At 35.5% G+C, this 26,481-nt stretch carries 20 protein-coding genes and 3 CRISPR repeat arrays (1 of these 23 cut by a window edge); all 20 genes read right to left on the bottom strand.

The window, feature by feature from the left end; genetic code table 11:
* Nucleotides 1–223 precede the first annotated feature (223 nt).
* The 20 genes from eutC to NSS77_RS13875 all read right to left on the bottom strand — a co-directional run bounded on the left by eutC (nucleotide 224) and on the right by NSS77_RS13875 (nucleotide 24,388).
* Nucleotides 224–964: an ethanolamine ammonia-lyase subunit EutC gene (gene eutC, locus NSS77_RS13970; RefSeq protein WP_342469290.1), complete on the bottom strand. Its 741-nt coding sequence runs from the start codon at nucleotides 962–964 to the stop codon at nucleotides 224–226.
* A 15-nt stretch (nucleotides 965–979) separates the two neighbouring features.
* Nucleotides 980–2,350 carry an ethanolamine ammonia-lyase subunit EutB gene (locus NSS77_RS13965; RefSeq protein ID WP_342469289.1) on the bottom strand — a complete coding sequence of 457 codons (1,371 nt, stop codon included), beginning with the start codon at nucleotides 2,348–2,350 and terminating at the stop codon, nucleotides 980–982.
* An 18-nt stretch (nucleotides 2,351–2,368) separates the two neighbouring features.
* Nucleotides 2,369–3,766: an ethanolamine ammonia-lyase reactivating factor EutA gene (locus tag NSS77_RS13960; protein WP_342469288.1), complete on the bottom strand. Its 1,398-nt coding sequence runs from the start codon at nucleotides 3,764–3,766 to the stop codon at nucleotides 2,369–2,371.
* A 14-nt stretch (nucleotides 3,767–3,780) separates the two neighbouring features.
* Nucleotides 3,781–5,076 (bottom strand): ethanolamine utilization protein EutH, encoded by a 1,296-nt coding sequence (gene eutH / locus NSS77_RS13955; protein WP_342469287.1) that lies wholly within the window; start codon nucleotides 5,074–5,076, stop codon nucleotides 3,781–3,783.
* Nucleotides 5,077–5,960: 884 nt separating this feature from the next.
* On the bottom strand, nucleotides 5,961–7,580 hold the full coding sequence (locus NSS77_RS13950) for an IS66 family transposase (RefSeq protein WP_211358719.1): 1,620 nt from the start codon (nucleotides 7,578–7,580) through the stop codon (nucleotides 5,961–5,963).
* A gap of 3 nt (nucleotides 7,581–7,583) precedes the next feature.
* Nucleotides 7,584–7,937 (bottom strand): IS66 family insertion sequence element accessory protein TnpB, encoded by a 354-nt coding sequence (gene tnpB, locus NSS77_RS13945; protein WP_141603390.1) that lies wholly within the window; start codon nucleotides 7,935–7,937, stop codon nucleotides 7,584–7,586.
* A gap of 194 nt (nucleotides 7,938–8,131) precedes the next feature.
* A complete protein-coding gene (locus NSS77_RS13940) occupies nucleotides 8,132–9,730 on the bottom strand; it encodes an IS66 family transposase (protein WP_342471294.1) in 1,599 nt (532 codons plus the stop codon).
* Nucleotides 9,731–9,781: 51 nt separating this feature from the next.
* Nucleotides 9,782–10,135: an IS66 family insertion sequence element accessory protein TnpB gene (tnpB, locus tag NSS77_RS13935; RefSeq protein WP_281275669.1), complete on the bottom strand. Its 354-nt coding sequence runs from the start codon at nucleotides 10,133–10,135 to the stop codon at nucleotides 9,782–9,784.
* Entirely contained in the window at nucleotides 10,125–10,322 is a 198-nt protein-coding gene (locus NSS77_RS13930) for a hypothetical protein (protein ID WP_342469286.1), read from the bottom strand. Before NSS77_RS13930 ends, tnpB (NSS77_RS13935) begins: the two co-directional genes overlap by 11 nt.
* Nucleotides 10,323–10,419: 97 nt before the next feature.
* Nucleotides 10,420–12,475: direct repeats of the CRISPR family, unit length 29 nt; unit sequence ATTTACATTCCACATAGTTAATAGAAAAC.
* 183 nt (nucleotides 12,476–12,658) lie between these two features.
* The gene (cas2, locus tag NSS77_RS13925) at nucleotides 12,659–12,922 is read right to left on the bottom strand and encodes a CRISPR-associated endonuclease Cas2 (RefSeq protein ID WP_342469285.1); all 264 of its coding nucleotides are present in this window, start codon (nucleotides 12,920–12,922) and stop codon (nucleotides 12,659–12,661) included.
* Between the two features lie 2 nt (nucleotides 12,923–12,924).
* On the bottom strand, nucleotides 12,925–13,911 hold the full coding sequence (gene cas1b, locus NSS77_RS13920; protein ID WP_342469284.1) for a type I-B CRISPR-associated endonuclease Cas1b: 987 nt from the start codon (nucleotides 13,909–13,911) through the stop codon (nucleotides 12,925–12,927).
* Nucleotides 13,908–14,420 (bottom strand): CRISPR-associated protein Cas4, encoded by a 513-nt coding sequence (cas4, locus tag NSS77_RS13915; RefSeq protein ID WP_342469283.1) that lies wholly within the window; start codon nucleotides 14,418–14,420, stop codon nucleotides 13,908–13,910. Before cas4 ends, cas1b begins: the two co-directional genes overlap by 4 nt.
* A gap of 14 nt (nucleotides 14,421–14,434) precedes the next feature.
* The gene (cas3, locus tag NSS77_RS13910; RefSeq protein ID WP_342469282.1) at nucleotides 14,435–16,684 is read right to left on the bottom strand and encodes a CRISPR-associated helicase Cas3'; all 2,250 of its coding nucleotides are present in this window, start codon (nucleotides 16,682–16,684) and stop codon (nucleotides 14,435–14,437) included.
* Between the two features lie 43 nt (nucleotides 16,685–16,727).
* Nucleotides 16,728–17,465, bottom strand: a complete 738-nt coding sequence (gene cas5b / locus NSS77_RS13905) for a type I-B CRISPR-associated protein Cas5b (protein WP_342469281.1) — start codon at nucleotides 17,463–17,465, stop codon at nucleotides 16,728–16,730.
* An 11-nt stretch (nucleotides 17,466–17,476) separates the two neighbouring features.
* Nucleotides 17,477–18,358 (bottom strand): type I-B CRISPR-associated protein Cas7/Cst2/DevR, encoded by an 882-nt coding sequence (gene cas7i / locus NSS77_RS13900; protein ID WP_342469280.1) that lies wholly within the window; start codon nucleotides 18,356–18,358, stop codon nucleotides 17,477–17,479.
* Entirely contained in the window at nucleotides 18,351–20,009 is a 1,659-nt protein-coding gene (locus NSS77_RS13895; protein ID WP_342469279.1) for a Cas8a1 family CRISPR/Cas system-associated protein, read from the bottom strand. The genes cas7i and NSS77_RS13895 overlap by 8 nt, the downstream gene beginning before the upstream one ends.
* A gap of 15 nt (nucleotides 20,010–20,024) precedes the next feature.
* Nucleotides 20,025–20,762, bottom strand: a complete 738-nt coding sequence (gene cas6 / locus NSS77_RS13890) for a CRISPR-associated endoribonuclease Cas6 (protein ID WP_342469278.1) — start codon at nucleotides 20,760–20,762, stop codon at nucleotides 20,025–20,027.
* 709 nt (nucleotides 20,763–21,471) lie between these two features.
* Nucleotides 21,472–22,022: direct repeats of the CRISPR family, unit length 27 nt; unit sequence TTTACATTCCACATAGTTAATAAAGAA.
* A 48-nt stretch (nucleotides 22,023–22,070) separates the two neighbouring features.
* The gene (locus NSS77_RS13885) at nucleotides 22,071–23,666 is read right to left on the bottom strand and encodes an IS66 family transposase (protein WP_342469277.1); all 1,596 of its coding nucleotides are present in this window, start codon (nucleotides 23,664–23,666) and stop codon (nucleotides 22,071–22,073) included.
* Between the two features lie 49 nt (nucleotides 23,667–23,715).
* Nucleotides 23,716–24,072 (bottom strand): IS66 family insertion sequence element accessory protein TnpB, encoded by a 357-nt coding sequence (gene tnpB / locus NSS77_RS13880; protein ID WP_141603366.1) that lies wholly within the window; start codon nucleotides 24,070–24,072, stop codon nucleotides 23,716–23,718.
* Nucleotides 24,062–24,388, bottom strand: coding sequence for a hypothetical protein (locus NSS77_RS13875; protein ID WP_096550474.1), 327 nt, complete (start codon nucleotides 24,386–24,388; stop codon nucleotides 24,062–24,064). The genes tnpB (NSS77_RS13880) and NSS77_RS13875 overlap by 11 nt, the downstream gene beginning before the upstream one ends.
* Before the next feature lie 71 nt (nucleotides 24,389–24,459).
* Nucleotides 24,460–26,481: a CRISPR direct-repeat array (repeat unit 29 nt; unit sequence ATTTACATTCCACATAGTTAATAAAGAAC); it runs 158 nt beyond the window's last position.

Here is a 26,481-nt window from a genome sequence, read left to right as displayed (position 1 = left end):
CAATATATTCGAAGATGTGTCCAATAAATTTTGAGAACTGTCCAATATATCAGGAAAATCTGTCCAATTAATCTGGAAAATTGCCCAATAAATCCTAAGATCTGTCCGATACATCCGAAAATCTGTCCAATATAGCACATGTATTACCATTATTAGGAAAGTGAAATACCATTTTTTTCTAGAAAAAAGATCCCCTCGAAAAATTCGAAGAGACCTATGATCCTTATTTACTTTTCTTCTCCGCTTCTAGCAACTTCACGCCGCTTGCTTTGTAATGCAGCATCTTTTCAACGATGGTGGAGATGTATGCACCTGCTTCCACAGGGGGTAAACCGTTGCGATGGATATTGGAAACGACGAGGCGATCCGATTCAATCGTTGTCGCATTGGGCTGATAGCACATATAGACGCTCATGGATTCAGCAGAAAGTAACCCAGGTCGTTCTCCAATGAAATAAAGAATGACCTCTGGTTGCAACAGTTCGCCGATTTCATCCATTAACCCAACGCGACCCCGTTCAAAATAAAACGTGGGTGCATAAGGAATATTTAATAACTCAAGGCTTTGACATAGCGATAAGTACACATCTTCCGCATTTTCCTCAATCGCTGTTGCACTTAGCCCGTTGGAAACGATGATTTGCACCGTTGCCCCTTTTTGTCCATGCTCCATTAAATATTCGCGACTTTCTTTTGATAACTTGCGCCCTAAATCAGGACGGCGAATATACGTCGCTTGATCTAGTGCTTGTGTTGTCAAAATCGGCCATTTTCTTTTATCTAAAAAGCTTTTGGAAACTTCACTATTTACTGCATCTACTGCAGCGGCATGGTCATAACGAAATTTTAGCCACGTTTTCGTTAAAGGACGTAAACCAGCTCGGCCCACACCAATTCTAGCAGGGGTCTCCTTTGATGTACCTACTACTTCTAAAAACGATGTATCTAATAGTACTTCACTCATACGACCAACTCCTTTCTACAAAGCATGTGTTTGGAAAATGGAAATGTCACCTGCTCGTTTCGATAGTTTCCCATTTTCATAAATGCCCATCTTTTCTAACCACTTCACAAACTCAGGTGCTGGCGGTTTATTCAATGTTTGATGAAGGGTGGCAATATCGTGATAACTTAAAGACTGGTAATTTAACATCACATCATCCCCCATTGGCACACCGATGACAAAATTTACACCTGCACCAGCAAGTAGCACACCTAAATTTTCGATATCATTTTGATCAGCAACAATATGATTCGTATAACAAATATCTACGCCCATTGGGAGACCATGCATTTTGCCCATAAAATGATCTTCAAGTCCTGCACGGATGACTTGTTTACTGTCGTATAAATATTCCGGACCAATAAAGCCAACTACGGTATTCACGATAAAAGGACGGTAATGCCTTGCTAAGCCATAATTTCGTGCTTCAAGCGTCAACTGGTCAACTCCAAAATGAGCTTCGGATGAAAGGGCAGAACCTTGACCTGTTTCAAAATAAAAGACATTTTTCTCAGTGCCATGTTGCTGTGTCATCAGTTCTTTAGCTTCATCTAATAAATTAATGGAAATTCCAAAGGCATCATTGGCTTTTTGCGTACCTGCAATACTTTGGAAAATTAAATCACAAGGAGCTCCTTGGCGAATTGCTTCCATTTGCGTTGTAATATGTCCAAGTACACAGTTTTGCGTTGGAATGTCCCATCTTGTAATAAAATCCTTCGTACCATGGAGTACACGTTTGATGCTTTCTACTGTATCGTTTACAGGATTAATGCCAAGCACCGCATCGCCAACGCCAAAGCTATACCCTTCCATTGCCCCTATCATGATGCCTTCTACATCATCTGTCGGGTGATTTGGCTGGCAACGAGAAGAAAGAGTTCCTTTAAATCCGATTGTCGTTTGATTTGTTGTAATGATTTCAATTTTATTGGCCACATGAATGAGATCCAGATTGGACATCAGCTTTGTAACTGCGGCAATCATTTCGGAATTTAAACCTTTGCTTAAACGTTTTAATTCATCACTATCCACATGTTGTTGCAATATATATTCCCGAAGTTCAGCAACGGTCCAACCTTTAATTTCTTCATAAACGCGATTATTTAAATCTTGATCAATCAAGCGCGTTACTTCATCTGTTTCATAGGGGATTAACGGATGTTTTCGAATTTCTTCTAATGTGATTTCGCTCAAAACGATTTTAGCAGCAATCCGTTGCTGTACAGTGCTTGCCCCAATCCCTGCTAATTGGTCACCAGACTTTTCTTCATTGGCCTTTGCAAAGACTTCCTTTAAATCTTGAAAACGATATGTGATGTTGCCTAAGCGCACTGCTAATTTCATTTTTTCACACTACCTTTCTTAAAAAGCTAACGTTTTAATCACTACTGGCACAACACCAGCATCTAATGCTTTTCCAATATCGATATAATCGCCGTGTTCCACTTGGATTTGATCGATGGAAATAATGGTGTTGTTTTTTGGGAAACGTAAAAGGGTTTGACCAAAAACTTTTCCATAGTCTTGTTGAAAAATAAATATATATGGAATCGAGAAGGGCGCAAGTAATTCAATGAACTGTGTTGCCATTTCCTCGATATGATGAAAGGACAGACGGGGTAAATTTTTGATATACCACGCTACTGAAATGGCCTCTGTATGGAAACGATAAATTTCCATTGCTTGGTTGACTGCACGGAAAATCGTATGAGAAAGATCTAATTTATTCTCAAAATCTACGACAATGATCGGGCAATTTTTAATAGGTAATTTTTCTGTTTCAACATGAATCGTTGCGCCACTAATTTCTGTCGTTTGCATGCTTGTTCCAATCACTGTTGCAGCCACTGTTTCGGTTGGTGTGATGATTTGGAATTGATCAAACAGCTCGCTTTGATTAATTTGTTTTGCTAGTAACCAACCAATATCATCCGTCCTTGCTGGTTCATTGGAATGGAGGAAACGGGCAACGCCGCCAGAAAACATAATTGTATCGATTGGTTCATCCCAATTCGGCACATGGCCAAGTAATAAAGGATGATGCGCTTCAATCTGTTGATGAAGCGCAAGGAATAAACTTTCAACCATTTCATTGATTAATAAAGTGATTGCGTGATTAAGGCGGTTTGTTTCCTTCGTTATATTTTGGTTGGTCGCTTGAATCCATTGACGAATCGGAGGAGCAATGAAACTTACTTTATCATATTGAAATTCGATTAAACGTCCCCCAACATGAAGGGTACATGTGCCAAGAAACTGTTTATTTTTGATAACAGCAATATTGGCAGTTCCTCCTCCAATATCAATGTTGGCAATGACGGAATGGGGATGTTGAGCGCTATATTCAAAGGCACCTGAACCTTTTGCAGCTAAAATCCCTTCTAAATCAGCTCCTGCAGTTGCAACTAAAAACTCGCCCATTTCATCAGAAAGGGTATGGATCACTTCAGAGGCATTATGTTTCGTTGCGGTTTCGCCTGTAATAATAATGGCCCCTGTTTGAATTTGTTTTGGTGTGAGATTCGCTTTTCCAAATTCATCCAGTAGGATTTGCCGAATGGATGGCATGTGAATGATCTCTTCATCTAACAGTGGTGTCCGATGAATTGAACTGCGATATAAAATGCGTTTATTTGTAATTTTGATTTGCGGAACAACACCGTACCCTGCAGTATTTTCAATTTCTAACTCACTCAATACAAGTTTGGTAGTGCTTGTTCCTATATCAATTCCTGCACTAATCACACATTCTTTTGACATCGCCTTTTCTCCTTTTAGTTCGCTTTTGACATGGCGACTTCTCCTTCTGTTAGTGAAGGCATGCTAGCTTCAGACGTTTCTTCCATGTATTCATTTTGTTTAATAATGCCTGCCGCACGATCTTTTGCTTCCAATTTTTTTGCTGTTGGCACTGATAACCAAAAGGCTAAGATGATGGCAATAATACCAGCTGAAAACTTACCAATAATGACTGGCAAGATAATGGAAGGTTGGAAGTTCGCTGTAAAGGATAAGTGGTCACCAAGTAAAAAGGCAGAACATACAGCAAAGGAAATATTAATGACTTTATCTTTTGGTGGCATATAGCGCACAAGTGAAAACATCGCTAAAATATTGGCGCATGTCGCAAGGATTCCTGCACTACCAGCAGAGCTTAATCCAAATTTACTGCCGATGACTTCTAATGGTTTCGACAAGTATTTACGAATTAAGTACACCATTGGGAAGGCCCCTGCTAACATGATTCCAATATTTCCTGCAACTTCAAGTGCTCTAAATTGATCTTCTTTATCCGCCATAATTGGATCAAAGCCCCATGCACCAAACAGGTTGGAGAATAAACCTGTGAAAATTTCAACGATAGAAAATACGAGTACTAGCTTAATAGCTGTATCCATCAATTTACCGAAAAGCATAAAGCCTTTAATCATAAAGTCAGGGAAGAATTTTAATCCAGCAGCTAGCAAGATTACGAATACAATGAGTGGTAATAGATTAATCAATACTTGAAGGATTGAAATGGAGAACACATAAGTAGGAGCTTCTGAAGTGCCAATGACTTCACGTACTTTTGTGTTAAAAAGCATGATGAGTGTTGTTGAGATAAAGGCACCGAAAGGAATCGATAAAATACCTGACATAATGCCAAGCGCCATATATTTATGATCGCGACGGTCAAGCATTGCTAACCCCATTGGAATGGAGAATACAATTGTTGCACCGGCCATAAATCCGACAACTAACGCCATAATCCAGCCTTCATAAGAGTTTGCTAGCGTTTGGGCAAGTTGATAGCCTCCCATATCAGAAGCTAAAATCGTTGTCGCAGCGATGGCAGGGTCTGCACCGATTGTTTTAAAAATGGGACTAACACATTTCTCTACAATGATTGTCAAAAATGGAATAGATGCCATGATTCCCGCAGTAGGAACGAAAATTTGTCCTGTTGCATGAACTCCATCCATAAATTGTCTGCCAAGCCCATCATCAGGATTTTTAATAGCAGCAATCGCACCAATCACTGCACACGTCATAATAATATAGACGATAACTGTACCAATCATTTCCATAAGCATATCTCCTTTATAGTGAATTTTTATGAAAAACATTATAATGTATAACTTTTCGGTATGTCAATTCATGTTATAGATGAAAATAATCGATTATTTTTATTGAAAATATATATAAATTAATATAATTTTATGATGTTTTTATATCGGATAAAGAAGAATAAACGAAATCTTAATAAAATGGTAATTGATGGAATTTTGGTTAGGATTCGAAATTGTTCATTAAAAAGTCAAAATTTTTTAAAAAAAGATCTTTCCGATTGAAGAGGGTTAATAGGTGCTCCCGGTCTGAGTAATTTCTAGACATTATGAGTTATCTTTTTTATTCAAGTTCCCCGGTATGTGAGTGTAATCTCTAAGGTGCAAGTCCCGAATCGTGAAAGTAAAAGTAACGGCTAGCTTCAGGTGTCCCTGGTGACGCGGAATCTGAAGAGAAGCGAGCACGAAACTGGACTTCATAAGGGGATGAGTCTACAAAGGCCTTTCTGCTGAGAAAGATGGAAGAGGGAATTTCTGATGGATGTGAAGTACTTCTGATAACCTACTTCGTGAATAAGTAGCTTATGGAAAGTGAGAATAATCAGCAATTGGAAAAGAGGATATTAGTCAAAGTAGAGAACATATTAGCCAAAGTCAACAGGATATTAGCCAAACTTCAAAAAATATTTGCCAAATGAAAAAACCGTGCGTACAAAAAAGAGGATATTAGTCAAAGTAGAGAAGATATTAGCCAAAGTCAATAGGATATTAGCCAAACTTCAAAAAATATTGTAAGCCCGAATTCAAATGACGCATTGAAAAACTTAAAACAGGGATTAAAAAAGCGTACCTATTAGTACGCATGACAAATAGCCCTACAATCTTGAATTTTTTCAGATTGAGGGCTATTTTGCTATTGCACATGATTCACGTATATTTTTAGACCAAGGCAAGTAGCGATCGATTATTTCTGGTTGCTGATGGATTGGGAGGTTTGGGAGTTCTGTCAATACTTTGACCAAGTATTGATAGAAATCAATTCCATTAGCTTTTGTCGTTTCAGCTAAACTCAAACAAACGGCATTGGCATCAGCTCCCAATTCACTCACAGAGAAAAGCCAGTTCTTCCGACCAATCACACTCGGACGAATCGCATTTTCTGCTGGGTTATTGTCAATCGCAATTCGACCGTCATATAGAAATGCTTTTAGACCTTCGGCATGTTTCAAGGTATAGTTTGCCGCTTCCGCAAGGGCACTTTTGCCGTAAAAAGGAGATTCATCTACCCATTGTAAGAATTCTTCCACAATCGGTTTGGAATATTTTTTTCGTGCTTTTCGACGTTTGCTTGGTGAAAGTTTCTTAAACTTTCGTTCCAATTCGTAGAGTCGATTACAATATTCTACACCTTTTTCGGCGTTTTTACTGTTGGCTTTTAGCCATTTTCTACGCACATGTGCCCAACAATTGGCGAATGTGACGTTAGGTAAACCAGCGTATGCAGAATATCCGTCACAAATGATGGTTCCCTTGAACTTTTCCACGAAGTCTTTTAAAACTTCCCGACTTCGCGATAACGCACTATGAAACATGACGATGGTCGGCCCTTGAGAAGCAACGCTTCGGAATACCCAGTTATAAGCATTAGACTGAGCCGACTTTCCATCCGAACGGTTGAGTATTTGAGCGTATGTTTCATCAATATGAAGAATTGATTTTTTCATAAGGAGCTCTTTCATACGATGGTAGATTGGATGAAGCCAATCCTCCGCGATTCGAATCACCCAGTTCGATAAATTTTTATCGTTTGTAAGGAGACCATAATGGTTCCATTCCTTTACCTGGCGATATAAAGGTAAATATTGAACAAACTTATCGTAGATGATTTTTGCCAAGACCGTTGGTCCAGCAATACTTCGTTGAATCGCTGGTTGTGGTGCTTTGCCTCGTTTGATTTGTGAATTTTTGCTGAGATCTTTTTTACAATTCCTGCACTCATAAGCGTGTTCGATATGTCGAACACGCTTCACAATAGCCGGTATAAATTTTGCTTCCTCACGAACAATCGTGCTGCCGATCTCTGTCATCTGAGATTGACAACACTCGCATTGTAAGTTTTCAGGGTGATGATGAATTTCTTCAATTTCTAAACCATCCACGAAGAAATCGTTTCGTTTCTTTTTATGTATTTTACGAACAACTGTATAGGTAACAGTGTCCGTGCTTTGTTCTTCTGTGTGCTCAGGTTCGTTAAAAAAAGAGTCATCATCAAATAAAGAACATTGTCCATCTGGAGCTTGGTACTTTGATTTTTCTGATTTTGAGCCATAAAGAAGCTTTGTTAAATAGCGAACTTGTTGTGACAACGATTCAATTTGTTTCAACAGTTCTTCATTTCTCTTATTGGATTGCGCGAGTTGTTCTTCTAATAATTGAATTAATTTTTCATTCGAATCATTGCTCACATCATTCACCACATTTCCGTCCAAATTCAATAATGTCTTGATTATATCACTAGTAATCATTGGTTAAAAGACACCTTTTTTAGATTTTTGTATGGCTTTCGGTTGATGAATTGTGAGTCCTTCAAGTAACCAACGAAGTTGTTGTTGCGTGAGCCGACGAACTTCATTTTTATTTCGTGGCCATTGGAGTTTGCCATTATCCAATCGTTTATAAAGCATAGCGAAGCCATCTCCATCAAAGTATAAACATTTATAACGATCTTTCCTTCGACCGCAAAACAAGAAGATTGCCTCGCTGTATGGATCGAGTTCGAATGAATCCTGAATTAGCGTTGCTAGACCGTCGATTCCTTTTCGCATATCTGTATGACCGCAAATGATATAGATATTTTTGCATTTTGTAAAATCATGAATCATTTCGATTCAACTCCCTGATAACCGCTTGAAGTAATTGAGGTTTGACACCGGGGTAGAAGGAGATTTTACACTGATTGGATTGAATGACGCATATTGGTCGTAAGCCCGAAATATGTGAGATAAATAAAAAAATGCGCACCCTCTGGTACGCACGACGAATAGCCCTTCAATCCAATATTTTTTCGGATTAAGGGCTATTTTGCCATTGCACATGATTCACAAATTGTTTTCGACCATGGCAAATAGCGATCTAATATTTCTGGCTGTTGATGGATTGGTAAACTTGGGAGTTCCGACAATACTTTCACTAAGTATTGATAAAAATCAATTCCATTAGCTTTTGCCGTTTCAGCCAAGCTTAAACAGATGGCGTTTGCATCGGCTCCCGATTCACTCACGGAAAACAGCCAGTTTTTTCGTCCAATGACATTCGGCCGAATCGCATTTTCAGCTGGGTTGTTGTCCATTTCAATGCGTCCATCATACAGAAAAGCTTTTAAACCTTCGGCGTGCTTCAATGTATATTCCGCAGCTTTGGCAAGGGCATTCTTCCCATAGAAAGGAGATTCGTCAATCCATTTGAAAAATGCCTCAACGATAGGTTTGGACTCTTTTTGTCTAGCTTTTCTCCGTTCGCTCGGCCGAAGTTTCTTAAATTTCCGTTCTAGGCGGTAAAGTCGATCACAATAATCGACACCAATCCGTCCATTTTTACTTTCGGCTTTTAACCAGTATCGACGAACATGAGCCCAGCAGTTGGCAAAATGAATATTTGGCACATCATGGTATGCAGAATATCCATCGCAGATAATCGTCCCTTTAAAGCCTTTCATAAAGTCAGTCAAAATTTCCCGACTTCGGGATAAAGCACTATGGAACAGAACAATTGCTGGACCTTGAGATCCTACGCTACGGAACACCCAGTTGTAAGCTTTAGATTGAGCTGGCTTTCCATCTGAGCGGTTCAATACTTGGGCATAGGTTTCATCGACATGAAGAATTGATTTTTTCATGAGGGTTTCTTTCATTCGATTATATAATGGAAGAAGCCAATCTTCTGCCGTGCGAATCACCCAGTTGGATAGGTTCTTATCATTGGTTAGTAAACCATAACGATGCCATTCCTTTACCTGCCTATATAAGGGTAAATAAAGAATAAATTTATCATAGATGAGTTTTGCTAAGACCGTTGGTCCTGCGATACTTCGCAGAATGGCAGGTTGCGGTGCTTTTCCACGTTTGATTTGTGAGTCTTTATTCGAATCTTTTTTACAAGACCTGCACTCATAAGCGTGTTCAATATGCTGAACACGCTTCATGGTAGCTGGTATGAATTTTGCTTCTTCCCGCACAATAGTGCTACCAATCTCTGTCATAAGTGATTGACAACACTCGCATTGTAAGTTTTCTGGATGATGATGAATTTCTTCAATTTCTAAACCATCCATAAAAGAATCATTTCGTTTTTTCTTGTTATGTCGTTTACGAACAACTGTGTAAGTCACAGTTTCCGTGCTTTGTTCTCCTGTGTGCTCAGGTTCATTAAAAAAAGGGTCGTCATCAAACAAAGAACACTGTCCATCTGGAGCTTGGTACTTTGATTTTTCTGATTTTGAACCATAAAGAAGTTTCGTTAGATAGCGAACTTGTTCAGTCAACACTTCAATTTGTTTGGATAGCTCCTTGTTTTGATTGGTTAACTGATCATTTTGTTTCTTCATATATGTTAACTGTTCTTCAAGAAGTTGAGTGACTTTTTCAGTCGGCATTGAAGTGTTGCCCAAACGATTCACCACATTTCCGTACAAATTTCATATTGAATTGATTATATCATTAATGGGTGGTTAGAAGATACCTTTTTTCGATTTTTGGATGGCTTTAGGTTGTTGAATCGAGAGCCCTTCCAGTAACCATCTAAGCTCCTGTTGAGTCAGATTTCGAACCTCATTTTCGTTTCTGGGCCATTGGAGTTTGCCATTATCGATTCGTTTGTATAACATGGCGAAGCCATCCCCATCAAAATATAAACATTTATACCGGTCTTTCTTCCGTCCACAAAATAAGAAAATGGCGTCACTATATGGATCAAGTTCGAAAGAATCTTGGATTAACGTTGCCAAACCATCAATTCCTTTTCTCATATCCGTTCGTCCACAGATAATATAGATATTTTTACATTTAGTAAAATCATGAATCACTGCGATTCAACTCCTTGATGACCGTTTGGATGATGTGAGGTTTTACCCCGGGGTAAAAGGAGATTTTCAAATCCGTTGCTTGAATAACACATACAGGTTTGAGAGGACCACGACTCGTTGAGGTTGAAGTTGAATCGGAATCAGATTCCAATTTGACAGGTACGATGTTTAGTTTTTCAATTGCCAAACAAAAACACCTCCTCTGTAATCGATAACTCTATCTTACAGGGAGGTGCGATTGGTTGAAATGCGTCGTTTGAATTCGGGTTTACTACTTTAAAAACATTTACATTCCACATAGTTAATAGAAAACGGGCTTTGAACAGTTTGCTAACGGCTCGAAAAACGCATTTACATTCCACATAGTTAATAGAAAACATATGATGATTGGAAAGAATATGAAATTATTAAAGAATTTACATTCCACATAGTTAATAGAAAACGCACGTGGGATTTAAGCAACGAGTACAATTTAAAAATTTACATTCCACATAGTTAATAGAAAACTCAGCCCTGTTTTATATAGATTGTTCATAAACTTTATTTACATTCCACATAGTTAATAGAAAACGAAAACGCGAAAAATGCTGTTTCCGAAAAAATGACAGATTTACATTCCACATAGTTAATAGAAAACACTGTGCGCGAAGGGATTTTTGACATTAAGTACGATGATTTACATTCCACATAGTTAATAGAAAACCTTCAAAGTCTTCCATTGCTTCTTTGCTTCCAAGCAATTTACATTCCACATAGTTAATAGAAAACGATGATTTCGGGGCATATCTAATTAAATATATGTCAAAATTTACATTCCACATAGTTAATAGAAAACGTTTAGCAGGAGGTCAAAAAATGAAAGGGTTTGATTATTTACATTCCACATAGTTAATAGAAAACAATAATTATTTGGGTATTAATACAGTGTATTATGACAATTTACATTCCACATAGTTAATAGAAAACAATTTGAAGTAAAAAAATGAGCCACTCAATAAAGAGATTTACATTCCACATAGTTAATAGAAAACGGTCAAAACCCGCAAAAACATGTTACGAGAGAGCAATATTTACATTCCACATAGTTAATAGAAAACATATGTCGAGTAAAGAACTCGACAGCATTCCGTACAATTTACATTCCACATAGTTAATAGAAAACCGAAATATTTTTCACCTTCTTTAGCAACTATTTCAGTATTTACATTCCACATAGTTAATAGAAAACTTGGAATGAAAATTAACCATTGATAATATATTTGAAATTTACATTCCACATAGTTAATAGAAAACGAAGAAGAATTGAAATTTGCTATGGAACAAGTTAAATTTACATTCCACATAGTTAATAGAAAACGAAAAACGTTTAGCTGACCGTCGTAAATCGCTTGAGAAATTTACATTCCACATAGTTAATAGAAAACCCTCACACATTATCAAAAACTTTGGTTTATGTCCAAATTTACATTCCACATAGTTAATAGAAAACACTCAATCCAATTCCTTGAATCAAAAAACGCACAGAAATTTACATTCCACATAGTTAATAGAAAACGATGAAGATGATATTCCTATCCACATTTCTAAAATAATTTACATTCCACATAGTTAATAGAAAACAAAAATCAATCGCTCCCATTGGTTTAGTTTTGAATAAATTTACATTCCACATAGTTAATAGAAAACCGAAATCGCAACACAGAAAAACATCCATGTCATCAAAATTTACATTCCACATAGTTAATAGAAAACAAAGACTCACAGCAGTTATCGAGAAAGCTTATCTCCATTTACATTCCACATAGTTAATAGAAAACGCAAAAGATCAATAAGAAGTATGTTCCGAAGAAGTTTATTTACATTCCACATAGTTAATAGAAAACAGCATCCCGGATTTTTGAAATGGCTGAGGATTATAATTTACATTCCACATAGTTAATAGAAAACAGCATCCCGGATTTTTGAAATGGCTGAGGATTATAATTTACATTCCACATAGTTAATAGAAAACTTGGACTCAAGAGGAAATCGATTATTTAGAAGTTAGTATTTACATTCCACATAGTTAATAGAAAACGAAAGATTATGTGCAATAAAGGAGTGAGAAGTTTCAATTTACATTCCACATAGTTAATAGAAAACAAAAATTAATGAAACGTGCTTGGGAATTAGCTAAAAAATTTACATTCCACATAGTTAATAGAAAACGGTAATTTTTAGCAAAATATAATTAATCAATAGAAACATTTACATTCCACATAGTTAATAGAAAACATGCTAAAGAAAATGCGGAAAAATATAAAGATTACCGATTTACATTCCACATAGTTAATAGAAAACCCTGATTGCCACCACTAATAAACACTAAATAAATAAAGGAGGTTTGACTACATATTTACTCTATCATTTTCAAAAATTGCAGTAAATAGGAAGTTGTGTTTTTCTTAATTTGCTTAAAAGATTGCCAAACCCTTAATTTTCAACGGTTTTTCATGAAACTTCCAAAAAACGATTCACTGCAAATCATAGAAACATACTTTCGAAATCTTTTTCTATGCCATATATATCTTTTTTTATATTTTTTGGATTAGCCACTTTGTATACATAAAGTGAATCAATTGCGGGATCTATTTTATTTGCTATTTCGGCCATACATTGCTTTAATAAACCTTCTGTAATTTCCCCCTCAAATAAAGAATTTTGAGTCCATGTCAAATACTTTTTTAAAATTTTATTTACCTTTGCAACGCGTTTTTCATCTACATCATATGCAACCAAAACAAACATATTTACCACCACGCCTTTAACGCTCTATAATCTTCGTCCCCTATTAAATGTTTAATCAATTTATAACACTCTAGTCGAATTAAAAACCGATAAGATGTCTGCCGATTCAATTTACGATGTTTGATTGTTGTACTCATTCGATTTTCAAATTCCTGTATAAAAATTTTTCTTCCTGTTTCATTCAACAAACATATTTCATCTTCTATAAACTCAAAATGCTTCTTCTGAATGCTTCGTTTATTCACTAAAGAAAAAATTAAATTATCGGTTATAAGTGGTTTAAATATTTCTGCTAAATCTAAAGCTAAAGAAAATCTTCTGGAACCTGGCTCATGCAAAAAACTGATTGCCGGGTTTAATTGTGTTTTATAAATTTCTGATAAAACAGCTGTATACATCATACTATTCCCAAAAGAAACCAATGCATTGATTGGATCCCTCGGGGGTCTTTTTTCCCTCTTTTCAAAATAAAAATCCTTATTTTTTATCATAGCGTTTAATCCTTGGTAATAAGCCAGACGCACCTTTCCTTCAATGCCCATCAAAGTGGGAATATCCTTTGCTTTTGATACCTGCTTTTTAAATTCTAAAATTTCTTCGATCAGTTCTCCTACTTCTTCTTTATGTCGACGCATATTCCGCAGTATGTGATGTATTGCACTGTATACCAATTGTTGGGCCAAATACATTCTTAAAGCCGGATTTAAGACATGTTCCGCTTGTTTTACATCTACAAATCCAGAAACTTTCTTTTTTCTGGGAATATAGCTCCCAGAGTAAAAGCCGTAATAATTATAAAAGTGAAGAAAAACATCTTTTTGGTTTAATAAATTGATAAAAGACGTGTTAAATTCCATTTCTGAAAATATATGAAGATTTTCCACTTGTTCAATGGGCACCACTTTTTTTGTGCCATCTTCTAATATGAAATAAATTGTTGAGTCTTTTCTTTTTAATTTGCCATTATTGAAAAGATATAAATTCTTCATTCCTCCTCACCTACCCAGCAAAAGGAATAATAGGAACACTTTGAACAGTATTTGTATTTCACTTTTTTTGGTGGTCTTTCTGATCGTTTGATTGCTTGAATCTGCGCTAACCATTTAGGAATTTCTTGTCGAACATCGTCTGTCAATGCAATTTCATCTACCCTCCTTTCCTTTGGATAATGAATTTTGCCTGTCCGTTTTATTCCCATTTGTTCCAATACAAACAAATAGTAAAGTAATTGAGCCTTGTCTGCTTCAGCCATTTTACTGCTCGACTTCACTTCACCAATATATTTTTTATCCATGATATCAATTTTTACCAAATCATCGATTACAATCTCTTTCATTTCTTTTCTTTTATAAGAAGTTTCATGAAGTATTTTCCCTTGGAGCACTCGATCGCTTTCCTCTTCAAAGTTGATCTGATGGGAATGGAGCCATAATTTACGGGGACAAACCTTTAAATAATGTACTTGTAAACCTGTCACTTTTATTTCATCTAATTCCATCTCCAACCCTTCCCTTACATAAACATTGCATTTTCATCAATGTCATAGATTAGCCCTAATTCGTAGGTATATTGATAAGAAACAATGGGATATTCAAGAAACCGATTTACAGAAACGCTTCCAACATAAAGATTGGCATTATATGCTTTTTTATATGCCCATAGCGGAATTTCCACAGTAAACTCTTGTAGTTGCTGCTGAATCTCCAGTTTTCTCTTCAAGTTTTTGGGATCTTCTTTTTGTAAATTTTTTAACTCTTCCTCCAAAGATAAAATTTTGTTTTCATTATTTCGGTAAACGATATGAGGGATAATTTGTATATTTTCAATGTCACGCAATTTCGGCTTATCTTTCTGGTCGTAGGGCAATACGTTCTTTAATTGATTTATGGTATCTTTTAGTTCCTGCACATATCGACTGTCTTCTCCCAAAGTTTCTAAATTATAAATTTGTTCAATGATTTCCATTTTAAAAGCTTCTGTAATTCTTTGACCATCGTATTTTAATAACACTTCTTTGGACTTTTCATAGGCCGTAAAATCAACGACCGCGTATTTGCTTGTTGTCGAGATTCCGGATGGTAAAGGGTCGCCGGTATATACATAAACATTCGGTTCTTGCCCATCGTACTCTCTGCCGCGATATACCCGCCCCATTCGTTGAAATAAGCCTGTCGCCTCTGATAACTCTGTATATAACACATCAAAATCAATATCAATACTTGCCTCAACTATTTGGGTCGTAATCCATATTCCGCTGTCTGTACTATCTCGTTTCCCAAGTTCTTTGATTGCCAATTCTTTTTCGAAACGGTCTTTTTTTATGTAACGACTATGAAGTAAATGAACGTCTATTTTCTTCTCTTTAAATTGATTATAAAGCTGCTGCGCCTTTGTTACCGTATTGACGATAATTAATGTTTTTCTTTTGATTCCCTGTGCAATGACCTCATCGGCCGTTAAATCCCGTTCCTGGATGGCCATAACATGTCGACTGATGACTTGTCCTTTATCATTAAATTTTAAAAATGGTTTTTCCGGCTGTTTAAACGGGATCTTTTCTTGTTTCAAAAAATCGATGAATAATGGTGGTAGTGTAGCCGTCATAATTAAAAATTTTCCGCCCAATTCGGTGATGTATTTTAATCCTATAATGATGAACGCAACTAACCGTGGGCTGTACATCTGGATTTCATCAATGACAAATTTGCTATAAGCTAAGGTAGCCAATTTCAGTTCAAAACCGGGATATAGGAAAGCAAAATCAATGACCTGATCGAGGGTAGTAATGGTTAAAGGCATGGAGAGCTTTTTCGTGCGTTCCAAGTCTGTTAAATTAAATTCAAATTCATATTCTTTTGCTTCAGCTCTTTTCAAATACTCGAAATGTGAATCACTATGAAGTAAGCCAACATTCTTATAACCGATTTCTTTTTTAATACGATCATAAATAGCATTAATAGAAACTTTTAATGGTAAGGTAAAAATTCCTTTATTATTGCCAATCCAATAAAGAGCAGCTTCCGTTTTCCCTATTCCAGTGGAAGCGATGATGACATGACTTTCGTCAGCATGATTTTTCAAATAGGTTTGCAGTTCATTGGGTTGAGAATTTAAATTTTTCATGTATTGTTCCAGATAAATGGTGAGGTTCTCAGGAGGAAGTTCTACTGGAATATGAGCACTGGCAGCATAATCGAGTTTATTTAATACCCCTTTTATTCGAATGAAAGGATATAATTCTTGTAATTTCAAAATATTTTCTCTATCAACATAACGAGGATAATTTTGTTTTGGTGGTTCAGGAAGATCAAATCCTTCTTTTTTTAAGGCTTCTACATATTTTGGTAAATCCTTTTCGATGATGATCTCACTTACTTCATATTGTTCTTCTTTTCTTTCATGATGGTAATAAACAGCCATTAATAAGCATTTTAATTCTTCTTCTGAATATTTTTTCTTTAACTTTCGAATGGGCATATAAGCGCAACTTAAATACGCATGGGGAACTTCTTCTAAATCTTTGAGCTCATCTTCTATTCTTTCTTTCAAGGAACGAATTTTATTTTGGAATTTTGTATTGGCTTTCCCAATATCATGATAATAACAAGCATCCCTTAAAATTTCCCATTCCGTTTCTGTTAGGATGTTGGGATATAATAATTTTAATGTTTCATATTCGGATAATAGACGATTCGTATGTTCCATAATGGTTTCTGCTTTACTCATGTCTTTAGCAGATTTAGCCAAAAGTCGTTCGAACATTCCTTTCCCTCCTTATAAAAGTAAGAATGGGAGCTTCCCATTCTTACACTAAATAAACTAAAAACCCGTCTTCATCTACGTATACATCACTATCATCATATAAAACATTTGTCACAGAGGCAGGTACATGATAAACAAGTACTTTATCCCATTTTCGCATCTTTCTATTTCTTCCTAATTCGAAAATTTCGTATGTTTTATTTAGACGATAAGTAGTCCCCAGCTTTTTAAAGTCTTTCGATTGATCAAGAAGGTTTTTAGGAACATATATGTCATATTGTAAATTAACGTTTTTAGTTGTTGTTTCTTCTAATATAGCTATTTCCTTCACACGATTAATTTGCAATAAATCTTCTCTTCTGCCTAAGGAAAGATATTCTGCAGGCGAGCGCAATGATTCCATTATAATTGGAATATAGCTTTCATCTTCAGGAACGATATGAAAAACTAATTCTACATCCACTAACAATTCAGTGGTGGATACCCCTCTAGTCACACCATATGACCTTCCATCTGAAGCATCAATTTTCAATTGATGTCGTCCTTCTTCAAAAGAAGATCCTGCAAATTCATAGCGTGTCCAAACATCATTTACTTTCGAAAAATATCTTCCTTGAATGCTCACTTGCATAGGAACATAGCTTGTAAATCCACAAGCTGCATGAATCATGCCAATGACTGTTGAATACGGAGGAAGCGGATAAGTCTCCTTTAACTGGAAGCTGGTAGGTTTTCGATAGTTTACTAAATTTTGATATGCTTCAATACGAATTCCTTTCATATCATCGCCGCCTATTGATAATATGCCAATACTTCAGATTCAAGGGCTTTAAAGAACTCGGCCATAGGCATAGCATTTAATTTTTCTTCAATTTCACCATCATTTTCCAACAATCCTTTAACTAATCCCACTTTTGTATTGGCCTTAATTTCTTCATCGAGTTCTAATACATTTTCAATAGTGCTTACTTCTAATTTATTTTCAGTCACTTTTAACCGATTTTCAAAGAACGGATTTTTTTGATTATATACACCACCAATTGCAAAGATTGGCGCTAAATTTTCCCGGCGTCCTTTAATATCCCGATATAAAAACTTGATGGCTTGAAGTAATTTAATCACACGTTGAGCTCTTTCTTCCAAAGGAATTTCAATTTCATCATTCGGATCAATGCCCACTTTGTCCAAATCAACCGCAATTGTATAGGCATAATAAGATTTATGAATTTCACTTTGGGCGATATTTCCGCCGCTTAATTCTTTTCCTTTTTCCACTTGAGCATTATAACGGTCTAGCAAACCTTTATTCGTTAAAAACTCCAAATCCGTATTGTAGCTTTCCAATGCAATGGCATTAGAAAGACGAACAACAGCCGCCCGAGTTTTTGTTTGTTTGCCGGTTTTCATATATCCGAAAAGATCTATTTCAGGGTAGTCAGCAATGGTCGCATCCGGATGAAATTGTAGTACTTTACCATCTGTACCTAGCGGCGTATTATTTACCCCCATTTGTTCTACAATGTTATAGCGAAGGGCTTGTCTGGAAATATACGTATACATTTCATGATCGCCGCGAGAGATTTTTTTCAACGATGTAACATTTCCTACCCCTTCACCATAGTTGGCGCTTTCCGCTTCAAAAATGATGCTGAGTGTCAAACCTTTTTTATTCATTCGTATTTTCCCCCTTCTCTTCATTTCCATCATAACCATGCAAACCTAATAAAAATGCGTACCCAATTGTTTGAAATTTTTTTTCGTCATTTAATATTTGGGTAAATATTGTCGGAATGCTTAATTTTTTATAGCTATACGCTTGTAACAGTGTTTCCATAAATTTACTTGGATTTTTCACTTTTAATGCATTTAACAGACGATAAGAAATACCATTCAATTTGGTTTCTTGAGATTGGTATTCTTTTTTCAAATAATAGCCATAACTTCTGATTTTGTTTAAGTCTTCTGTTGTCATATAATGCACGCCTCCTTTAAATTGATGATTTGAAATTTTCAGAATGTTATAGGTGCTACTCGTATCTTTGTATTTTCCATCAATCATTTGGCGAATCAGTTGATATATTAAATCAGTAAAGCTTTGCCCTTTGTAAAGTCGATTGATGACTTCTTGATAGAGGGATATATATTCGTCATTTAGTTTTATAAACTTACCAACCAACTTTTTAAATTCCCTTTTACATTCATCGATTAGCATGAGTTTGTTGCGTGAAAGAATATTGAATGTATAAGGTCTGGTTTCAAGTTCTCGGTCATATTTCACAATTTGAATATTTTCAATTTCCATTTCTTTGCGAGATTCCGCTTGATTTATCATGAAATCAATAATTTTGTAGTAAGCCATTGATTCTAATTCATCTCGTGTCACTTCTTGTTTTCCATCACTTAATGAAACGGAATTAACCGAAATTAATTCATCGATTGAACGATTATTGTTGATAAAGAAACCTTTTCCTTTCGCCATCTTAAAACCTAGAGGTAGACAACTATAAACTAGATTGCATACGGGGCAAATAAAAATATCCCGTTGGTGATCCCAATAGTGGGACGACTTTCTTGCGGCATCCACACCAACCCTTTGCAACCATGTGAGGTCGAATGCTTCAGAAGCAGTCGCCATTTTATTTTCGCATGCGGCACAATGGAACTTATTTTTGGAGTATTTTTTCTCATCCTTCTTTTTTTCCAAAAATGCCAATGCCGCATTTGTAAAGTATTCGTCGTAAGTTTTGTAAATATCTTTTTTATTAGCGGATTTATGAAGGAAAGAAACGTTTGTCCAAAAACCTTGAATAAGATTATATGATAGGATTCTTGGTACAAGATATCGTTTTGCATTCGGATGACGAAGATGGGTAATAATTTCGGATAATAAATTTATCATTTCTTTGATGTCCGTTTGAACATCTTCAATGCTTTGATTTTTCTTTAAAGTTATTTTTTTCAGCTTATTTGCAGCTTCAAGAAAATCAAATGACACATCCGTTAAAAAAGGATACGTATTTTTATAACTGTTTGAAGTTAACCATTTTTTTACATTTTCAATCGTGTCATTGAGTTGTGTCAACTGTTTTTCATCTTTTACCGTTTCAATTTGAAGAGAAATAAGCTTTGCATAGCTTGTATCATTCGCATGCTCCTTGATTAAATAGGAGAAATAATGTTCACTAAAACCTTCCAAATTGGATTCTTTAAATTCAATTGTTTGTCCATCTCGTTTATAGGGTAAACCGGCATGGTCAAAGATTTTGCATAAGCCAAGGACTCCGGCATTGTAAATTGCATCGTCAAGAGTTAACTTCACCACCATTTTTTTCTTCACCTCCTACTCGTGGATAAATTCGATAAATCCCAGAAATTCCGACCTTCTGAAGCCCAATCCGGTTTGGACCAATAAACGGATATCCCTTGGATCTCCCTCTAAAATGAAACTTCCTTGAAAAGCGTTTAAATACATAATATGTTGAGGATTTAACTTTTTGAATGCTTCATGTTTCAATTGAACCACTTTTTTTGTCATCAACACAGGAGTCAACTTGATTGGTGAATATAATGAGCGGCCTTCCAATTGTTTTACGCACTCATTACTGATGTAGTTTAATTCGGCAAGATAATCGGAATCTTCGATATTCAAAAATTCCCCTTGACGATTACGAATAACGATTGGCGATTTTGTTTGGCATAATACTTTTCCCGTTTGAGGCAATTTTTCTTGAAGCACTTTAACATGGGACACTGTAAATTCAAAATGTTTATAACGGTATTCCCTTTGCTGTATAAAACCGTTATAGAGATGAAGGATAAACTCTACATCCGGTGAAGAAATCGTCAACCGAATTTCTCCCCGGACAATAAATTCATCATCCAATAATTCATAGTCAGTCATTTGTACATAACCGGTAAATGGTTTGATTTGTTTATTGGCTCTACCCTCAGAGAAATAATACAGAGTATTGACCAAGTCTGGATTGGTAACACTTAAAGCGTTTTTCACCAGGCTACTCATTACAAAATGATAAAACCTTGGTAATCTATCACCTTTTAAAATGACTTGAACTCTCATATGCATACACCCTCCTTTCAATTTATTTATCAAATTCATGATGAAACTATAATTGCATCTCTTATGAAAAATTATAAAATTCACCCAATTAGTTGTCAATAATATAATCTATAAATTTTAATAATTAAACATGGTTAAAACTTAAATTACTGGACTAAATTTTTTAACTATGGTATATTTACAATGCTTTTGACAATGTGGAATGTAAATTGTTTAATTATTTAAAAATTTATTGATTATTATTTTTCACTTATTTCTATTAACTACGTGGAATTTTTCATATCCCTAACATTTTGTGTTGAGGCAATAGATTGTGCCGCTAATACGAATTTTTCTAATTAACCTACTTAATCTTATCTCCATCATATATTATTTCTTTAATCCTGGAATGCCCTTTTCGTCATTTCACTCTTTTTTTATCATGATAAGATAAAACAGTTATAGCCAATTTTGAATCCTTTATTTATACCTTATCGTTGACATTGAAGATTATCTAAAAACTATGAATCCGCTTTTCCTTTCTAATTCCACATGATTAATATGGAACGTACATCAAAATAATTTTGAACATTACTTCCCCATATTATCATTCCTCATAAAAATTCAAAGTAAGAGTTCTTTTTTTCAGCAATAACTGAATATATTTCTTTTACATCCCCAAAAGTAATAAAAAATCTAGAATTCGTGATAATTATACTTATTTGGATTGATCTATAAACCACAAAGTTAATAAAAAACTTCACCGTTTGCTGAAACAAAAATTATCACACATCATTTTACATTCCACATAGTTAATAAAGAACCTCGCAACATCTAAATACTTCCAATTATCATTAGAATTTACATTCCACATAGTTAATAAAGAACTCTTAAAACCTTCAAGGCTCCATTCTCTTTTTTGCATCATTTACATTCCACATAGTTAATAAAGAACTAGATGATTTGACATTAGATTTGCCGATTTTAGAAATTTACATTCCACATAGTTAATAAAGAATGATTTTGTAATTCATGTCTTTTATTATTGATCTCCTTTTACATTCCACATAGTTAATAAAGAACGCAAATACCTAAACATGTTGGAATCATCATGGATATATTTACATTCCACATAGTTAATAAAGAACGAAGTGATCCGTGGAGGTGTGGCGGAGCGAACCATTGAATTTACATTCCACATAGTTAATAAAGAACTAGTGCCGCTTGTATTTTACCGGCCGCATTATCGAATATTTACATTCCACATAGTTAATAAAGTAAGCGTAAAATAACGCCCACGTGTTTTTTCGTGGGCGTTTATTATATGCTCTATTTAGTTTTATTTGGTACGCGACATTCTTCTGGAATTGTCTTCGACCAAGGAAGGAGTTGATCGATGGCTTCTACATCATTGTGATCTATCAATGGTAATTGTTCGAAAAGATAGGTTAAGTAGTTCAATGGATTTAATTGATTCTCTTTAGCTGTTTCGACAATGCTATAAATAATAGCGCTGGCTGATGCACCTTTCATCGATTGTGCAAATAGCCATGCCTTCCGGCCCATCACGAATGGTTTAATCGATCGTTCCGCACGATTATTATCGATTTCAAGTCGACCATCTTCTAAAAACACTATGAGCTTACTCCATTGATTTATACAATATGTAATTGCCTCTCCCAATTTGCTTTTTGGGGGAACTTGAGGGCGTTTTGTTTTTAGCCATGCCAAAAAAGCGTCTAACACAGGTTTACTGTGTTCAAGACGGTATTCTTTGCGCTGTTCGGGAGTACAGTTCTCAAATTTTTCACTGATTTGTCTTTCAATCTGGAATAATTGATTACAGAATTGAATTCCTTCTGCAGCGGTTGATGATGTTTTATCCACATTGGCTGGTAATGCCTTCAGTGCTTCATCGAATTTTCGCCTTGCATGTGCCCAACACCCTACCAGTTCGACATCCTTTAATTCATGATATCCTGCATATCCATCTACATGCAGATATCCCTTAAATCCTTTTAGAAAAGCCTTCGGATGTTTACTGTGACGAGTCGTTTGATAATCATATAAGATGATTGGCGGTACGTCTCGTCCTGTTCGATACATCCACATATAAGACTTCGAATCCGCTTTTCGTCCAGGTTCTGCTAGAACTTGAAGTGTAGTTTCATCCGCATGTAGAATATCGTTTTCGAGTAATAGCTCATGCATCCGTTTATATAGAATGGAAAGCCAATTGGTTGCACCATAAATCATCCAGTTGGCGAGCGTTTGGCGTGATAAATACACACCGAATCGTTCCAACTGCTTTTCTTGACGATAAAGAGGCATTCCTTCCACGTATTTTTGGTTCATGATATAGGCCATAGCCGATGCAGATGCCAAACTTTTTGGGTAAATTGGTGTTGGCATTTTGGCTGTGACAATCGGTGTCTCGATTCCTTCCCGTTCACATTGACGGCAACTGTAAATATGTTGAACATGCTCAACGACTTTTACTTGAGCAGGAATAATCTTGATTTCTCTTCGTATTTCCGTACTCATTTCGTGTACGGTTCCACCGCAACACAAACAAACCTGCTCTTCTTCGGCTAAACGATAGTGAATCGTTTCCGTCGGCAAGTTCTCTAGTTTCGCATCGCGTTGTCCTACAGACTTCTTCCGTTTATAAGTAATGGTTTCAAGTGTAGGTTCTTCCACTTCTGTATCCGCTGTGATTTCAGCTTCATTAAAAAGAGGAAGTTCGAGTTGATCCGGATTCGTTTTTTCACTGGAAGCCCCAAATTTTTTATGTTGGCTAAGGCGGAATTGTTCTTCCAACCATTTGATTTTAGCCTGTAAGGCTTCATTTTGTTTTTTGAGTTCCGCATTTCTCGCTTGCAGTTCTTCAATTGTTGATTCATTGGTTTGTTTGTGTTTGTTCATAAGTTAAAGAATAAAGGAAAGGAATTGACAGGTCAATGTCAAATTCCTTTTAAACCATGATTTTAGCTGATACTTGTTCATGTGCTTGTTTTTGTTCAAATGAAAGACCATCGAGCAACCAACTGAATTGGCGGGGAGTGATGCACAAAGGGCCGGGAGTTCTTTCATCAGGCCATTGAAAGACCCCTTTCTCTAAACGACGATAGTACAACCAAAACCCATTGTGATCCCAATGGAGAATTTTCAATTTATCTCGTTTCCGATTACAGAAAACAAAGAGATTAGAAGAGAAAGGATTTAACTGAAAGCTCATTTGAATAATGGCTGCTAATCCATCAATCGACTTGCGTAAATCCGTTGCCCCCGCTGCTAAATAAACATGTTGAATGGGTGTTTTACTTAACATGTGTTTTCAGCACCTGAACCACTTCGTTGAAAAGGAGTGGATTGAAACCTTCTTTTACTTCGATGGAAAATTCCCCAATGTTAACGATGAGCGGGGAGTTTTTTTCATCCAACGGATGGGATACTTCAACAGTTAGCCATTGAGGGGAAGTCCGTGAAGTTTCAGTTGTCTCTAACTCTAGTCTTTTCATCCATTTATACATACTTTGGTGACCTACTTGATTTTGTTTGCACCAAGCTTTTACACTTGACTCTCCACTAGATCGATAAGATTCAATTCGTTGTTGCCACAATTGTTTTCGTTCATCTGGGGACATAAAAATAAAAACCTCCTAACTTTTGATGTTGATCTCATTATCACAAAACATCAAAATGGTTAGAAGGTGTGGGATATTTGGCGCTTACTTAATAAAGAACGATTATCAGTTGCCCAGATATCAGATGGAGGAAACCCATTTACATTCCACATAGTTAATAAAGAACGCGCGATGATCCAATGCTACCGGTTCCCATTGGCATTTACATTCCACATAGTTAATAAAGAACACATTACTTATCACCTTCTTCGACTTCCACAATTAAATTTACATTCCACATAGTTAATAAAGAACGCTTTTTTACCTGTTACAACCCCTACTCCGTACACCGATTTTCATTCCACATAGTTAATAAAGAACTTACGTTTGTAGAACCAATCAGGTATTTTTTCTTGAATTTACATTCCACATAGTTAATAAAGAACTGGAAGGTAAGTCAATGCGTTGGATTGGACAGCACAATTTACATTCCACATAGTTAATAAAGAACGATTTTATCGTAGTATTGACCTTTACCATAGATTACAATTTACATTCCACATAGTTAATAAAGAACATTATAGACAAGTAGGTTTTACAAATGCTACATCAAAATTTACATTCCACATAGTTAATAAAGAACGAAAATCGCTATATTTCAACAATATGGCAAATATCACATTTACATTCCACATAGTTAATAAAGAACCTCGATAGCATTAGAATACCAAGCATCAGTGTCATATATTTACATTCCACATAGTTAATAAAGAACGAATCTTAACGCAGCATGAACGGCCGTTGAAAATTGATTTACATTCCACATAGTTAATAAAGAACAAACTTGAACTTATGCAAACTCAAATCGATAAAACAAATTTACATTCCACATAGTTAATAAAGAACCATCCCGCCATCTAACTAAACCTTCCATTTTATCAAATTTACATTCCACATAGTTAATAAAGAACAATAAATGAATATCTATAAGTATTTAAAATTGTTCATTTACATTCCACATAGTTAATAAAGAACATGGGTTGGAATCAATACACCCGCTTCCCGGATTACATTTACATTCCACATAGTTAATAAAGAACAAGAATATCGAGACTTCTTGTTAGAAACAAGTCCACATTTACATTCCACATAGTTAATAAAGAACAAGAATATCGAGACTTCTTGTTAGAAACAAGTCCACATTTACATTCCACATAGTTAATAAAGAACCGACAAAATCCTTATCTCTCTATATCCAGCAAAGTAATTTACATTCCACATAGTTAATAAAGAACGTGCGATCCACGCGTTAGAAAATATCAACGTCGTCGATTTACATTCCACATAGTTAATAAAGAACTATAAAATAATAGATTTATACGATTTGTATAAAAAATTTACATTCCACATAGTTAATAAAGAACAAGTTTTATTTCTTTATTCACACCAAACACATCGAGATTTACATTCCACATAGTTAATAAAGAACCGAGCGGTGTATACCGGTGGGTACGAAAGTAAATATAGATTTACATTCCACATAGTTAATAAAGAACATGGTCATATTCGATACTAAATCCGCAATTTTATCAAATTTACATTCCACATAGTTAATAAAGAACTGCGATTTTGCTAATGGAAATGAGCGATTTGTTTTGCATTTACATTCCACATAGTTAATAAAGAACCGACTACTAACAATATGAGTATAGTTGTAAAATATAATTTACATTCCACATAGTTAATAAAGAACCGTTGTGCTTCGTTCCAAATATCAATTATTGCTTTCTATTTACATTCCACATAGTTAATAAAGAACGCGGTGGGGCTAAAGTATATGCAACTGCATATGTACCATTTACATTCCACATAGTTAATAAAGAACAAGTTACGAGATGCATATGGTGATATATCATATCATTTACATTCCACATAGTTAATAAAGAACAAGAGTTAAGTTAAACATTTATCTTTCGTTTGCTAAATTTACATTCCACATAGTTAATAAAGAACGTTGTTGGTTTGTACCGAAGATTTCATTAATGAAATATTTACATTCCACATAGTTAATAAAGAACTAAGTGAAGATGAAAAAAATATGCTAAAAGCATACT

This window comes from Ureibacillus sp. FSL K6-3587, assembly GCF_038593165.1.
GTDB lineage: Bacteria > Bacillota > Bacilli > Bacillales_A > Planococcaceae > Ureibacillus > Ureibacillus suwonensis.
The sequence above is the reverse complement of the archived record's forward strand: the minus strand, read 5'-3'. Positions and strand labels throughout refer to the sequence as shown.

Excerpts from the sequence above, each read along its gene's own strand:
- cas6 (WP_342469278.1), bottom strand. The coding sequence starts at position 20,762 with ATGAGAGTTCAAGTCATTTTAAAAGGTGATAGATTACCAAGGTTTTAT.
- NSS77_RS13960 (WP_342469288.1), bottom strand. The coding sequence starts at position 3,766 with ATGTCAAAAGAATGTGTGATTAGTGCAGGAATTGATATAGGAACAAGC.
- eutH (WP_342469287.1), bottom strand. The coding sequence starts at position 5,076 with ATGGAAATGATTGGTACAGTTATCGTCTATATTATTATGACGTGTGCA.
- eutC (WP_342469290.1), bottom strand. The coding sequence starts at position 964 with ATGAGTGAAGTACTATTAGATACATCGTTTTTAGAAGTAGTAGGTACA.
- cas3 (WP_342469282.1), bottom strand. The coding sequence starts at position 16,684 with ATGTTCGAACGACTTTTGGCTAAATCTGCTAAAGACATGAGTAAAGCA.
- NSS77_RS13875 (WP_096550474.1), bottom strand. The coding sequence starts at position 24,388 with ATGTCCCCAGATGAACGAAAACAATTGTGGCAACAACGAATTGAATCT.
- cas1b (WP_342469284.1), bottom strand. The coding sequence starts at position 13,911 with ATGAAGAATTTATATCTTTTCAATAATGGCAAATTAAAAAGAAAAGAC.
- NSS77_RS13965 (WP_342469289.1), bottom strand. The coding sequence starts at position 2,350 with ATGAAATTAGCAGTGCGCTTAGGCAACATCACATATCGTTTTCAAGAT.
- tnpB (WP_141603366.1), bottom strand. The coding sequence starts at position 24,072 with ATGTTAAGTAAAACACCCATTCAACATGTTTATTTAGCAGCGGGGGCA.
- cas2 (WP_342469285.1), bottom strand. The coding sequence starts at position 12,922 with ATGTTTGTTTTGGTTGCATATGATGTAGATGAAAAACGCGTTGCAAAG.
- NSS77_RS13885 (WP_342469277.1), bottom strand. The coding sequence starts at position 23,666 with ATGAACAAACACAAACAAACCAATGAATCAACAATTGAAGAACTGCAA.
- cas7i (WP_342469280.1), bottom strand. The coding sequence starts at position 18,358 with ATGAATAAAAAAGGTTTGACACTCAGCATCATTTTTGAAGCGGAAAGC.
- tnpB (WP_141603390.1), bottom strand. The coding sequence starts at position 7,937 with ATGATTCATGATTTTACAAAATGCAAAAATATCTATATCATTTGCGGT.
- NSS77_RS13950 (WP_211358719.1), bottom strand. The coding sequence starts at position 7,580 with ATGATTACTAGTGATATAATCAAGACATTATTGAATTTGGACGGAAAT.
- cas4 (WP_342469283.1), bottom strand. The coding sequence starts at position 14,420 with ATGGAATTAGATGAAATAAAAGTGACAGGTTTACAAGTACATTATTTA.
- NSS77_RS13895 (WP_342469279.1), bottom strand. The coding sequence starts at position 20,009 with ATGGTGGTGAAGTTAACTCTTGACGATGCAATTTACAATGCCGGAGTC.
- cas5b (WP_342469281.1), bottom strand. The coding sequence starts at position 17,465 with ATGAAAGGAATTCGTATTGAAGCATATCAAAATTTAGTAAACTATCGA.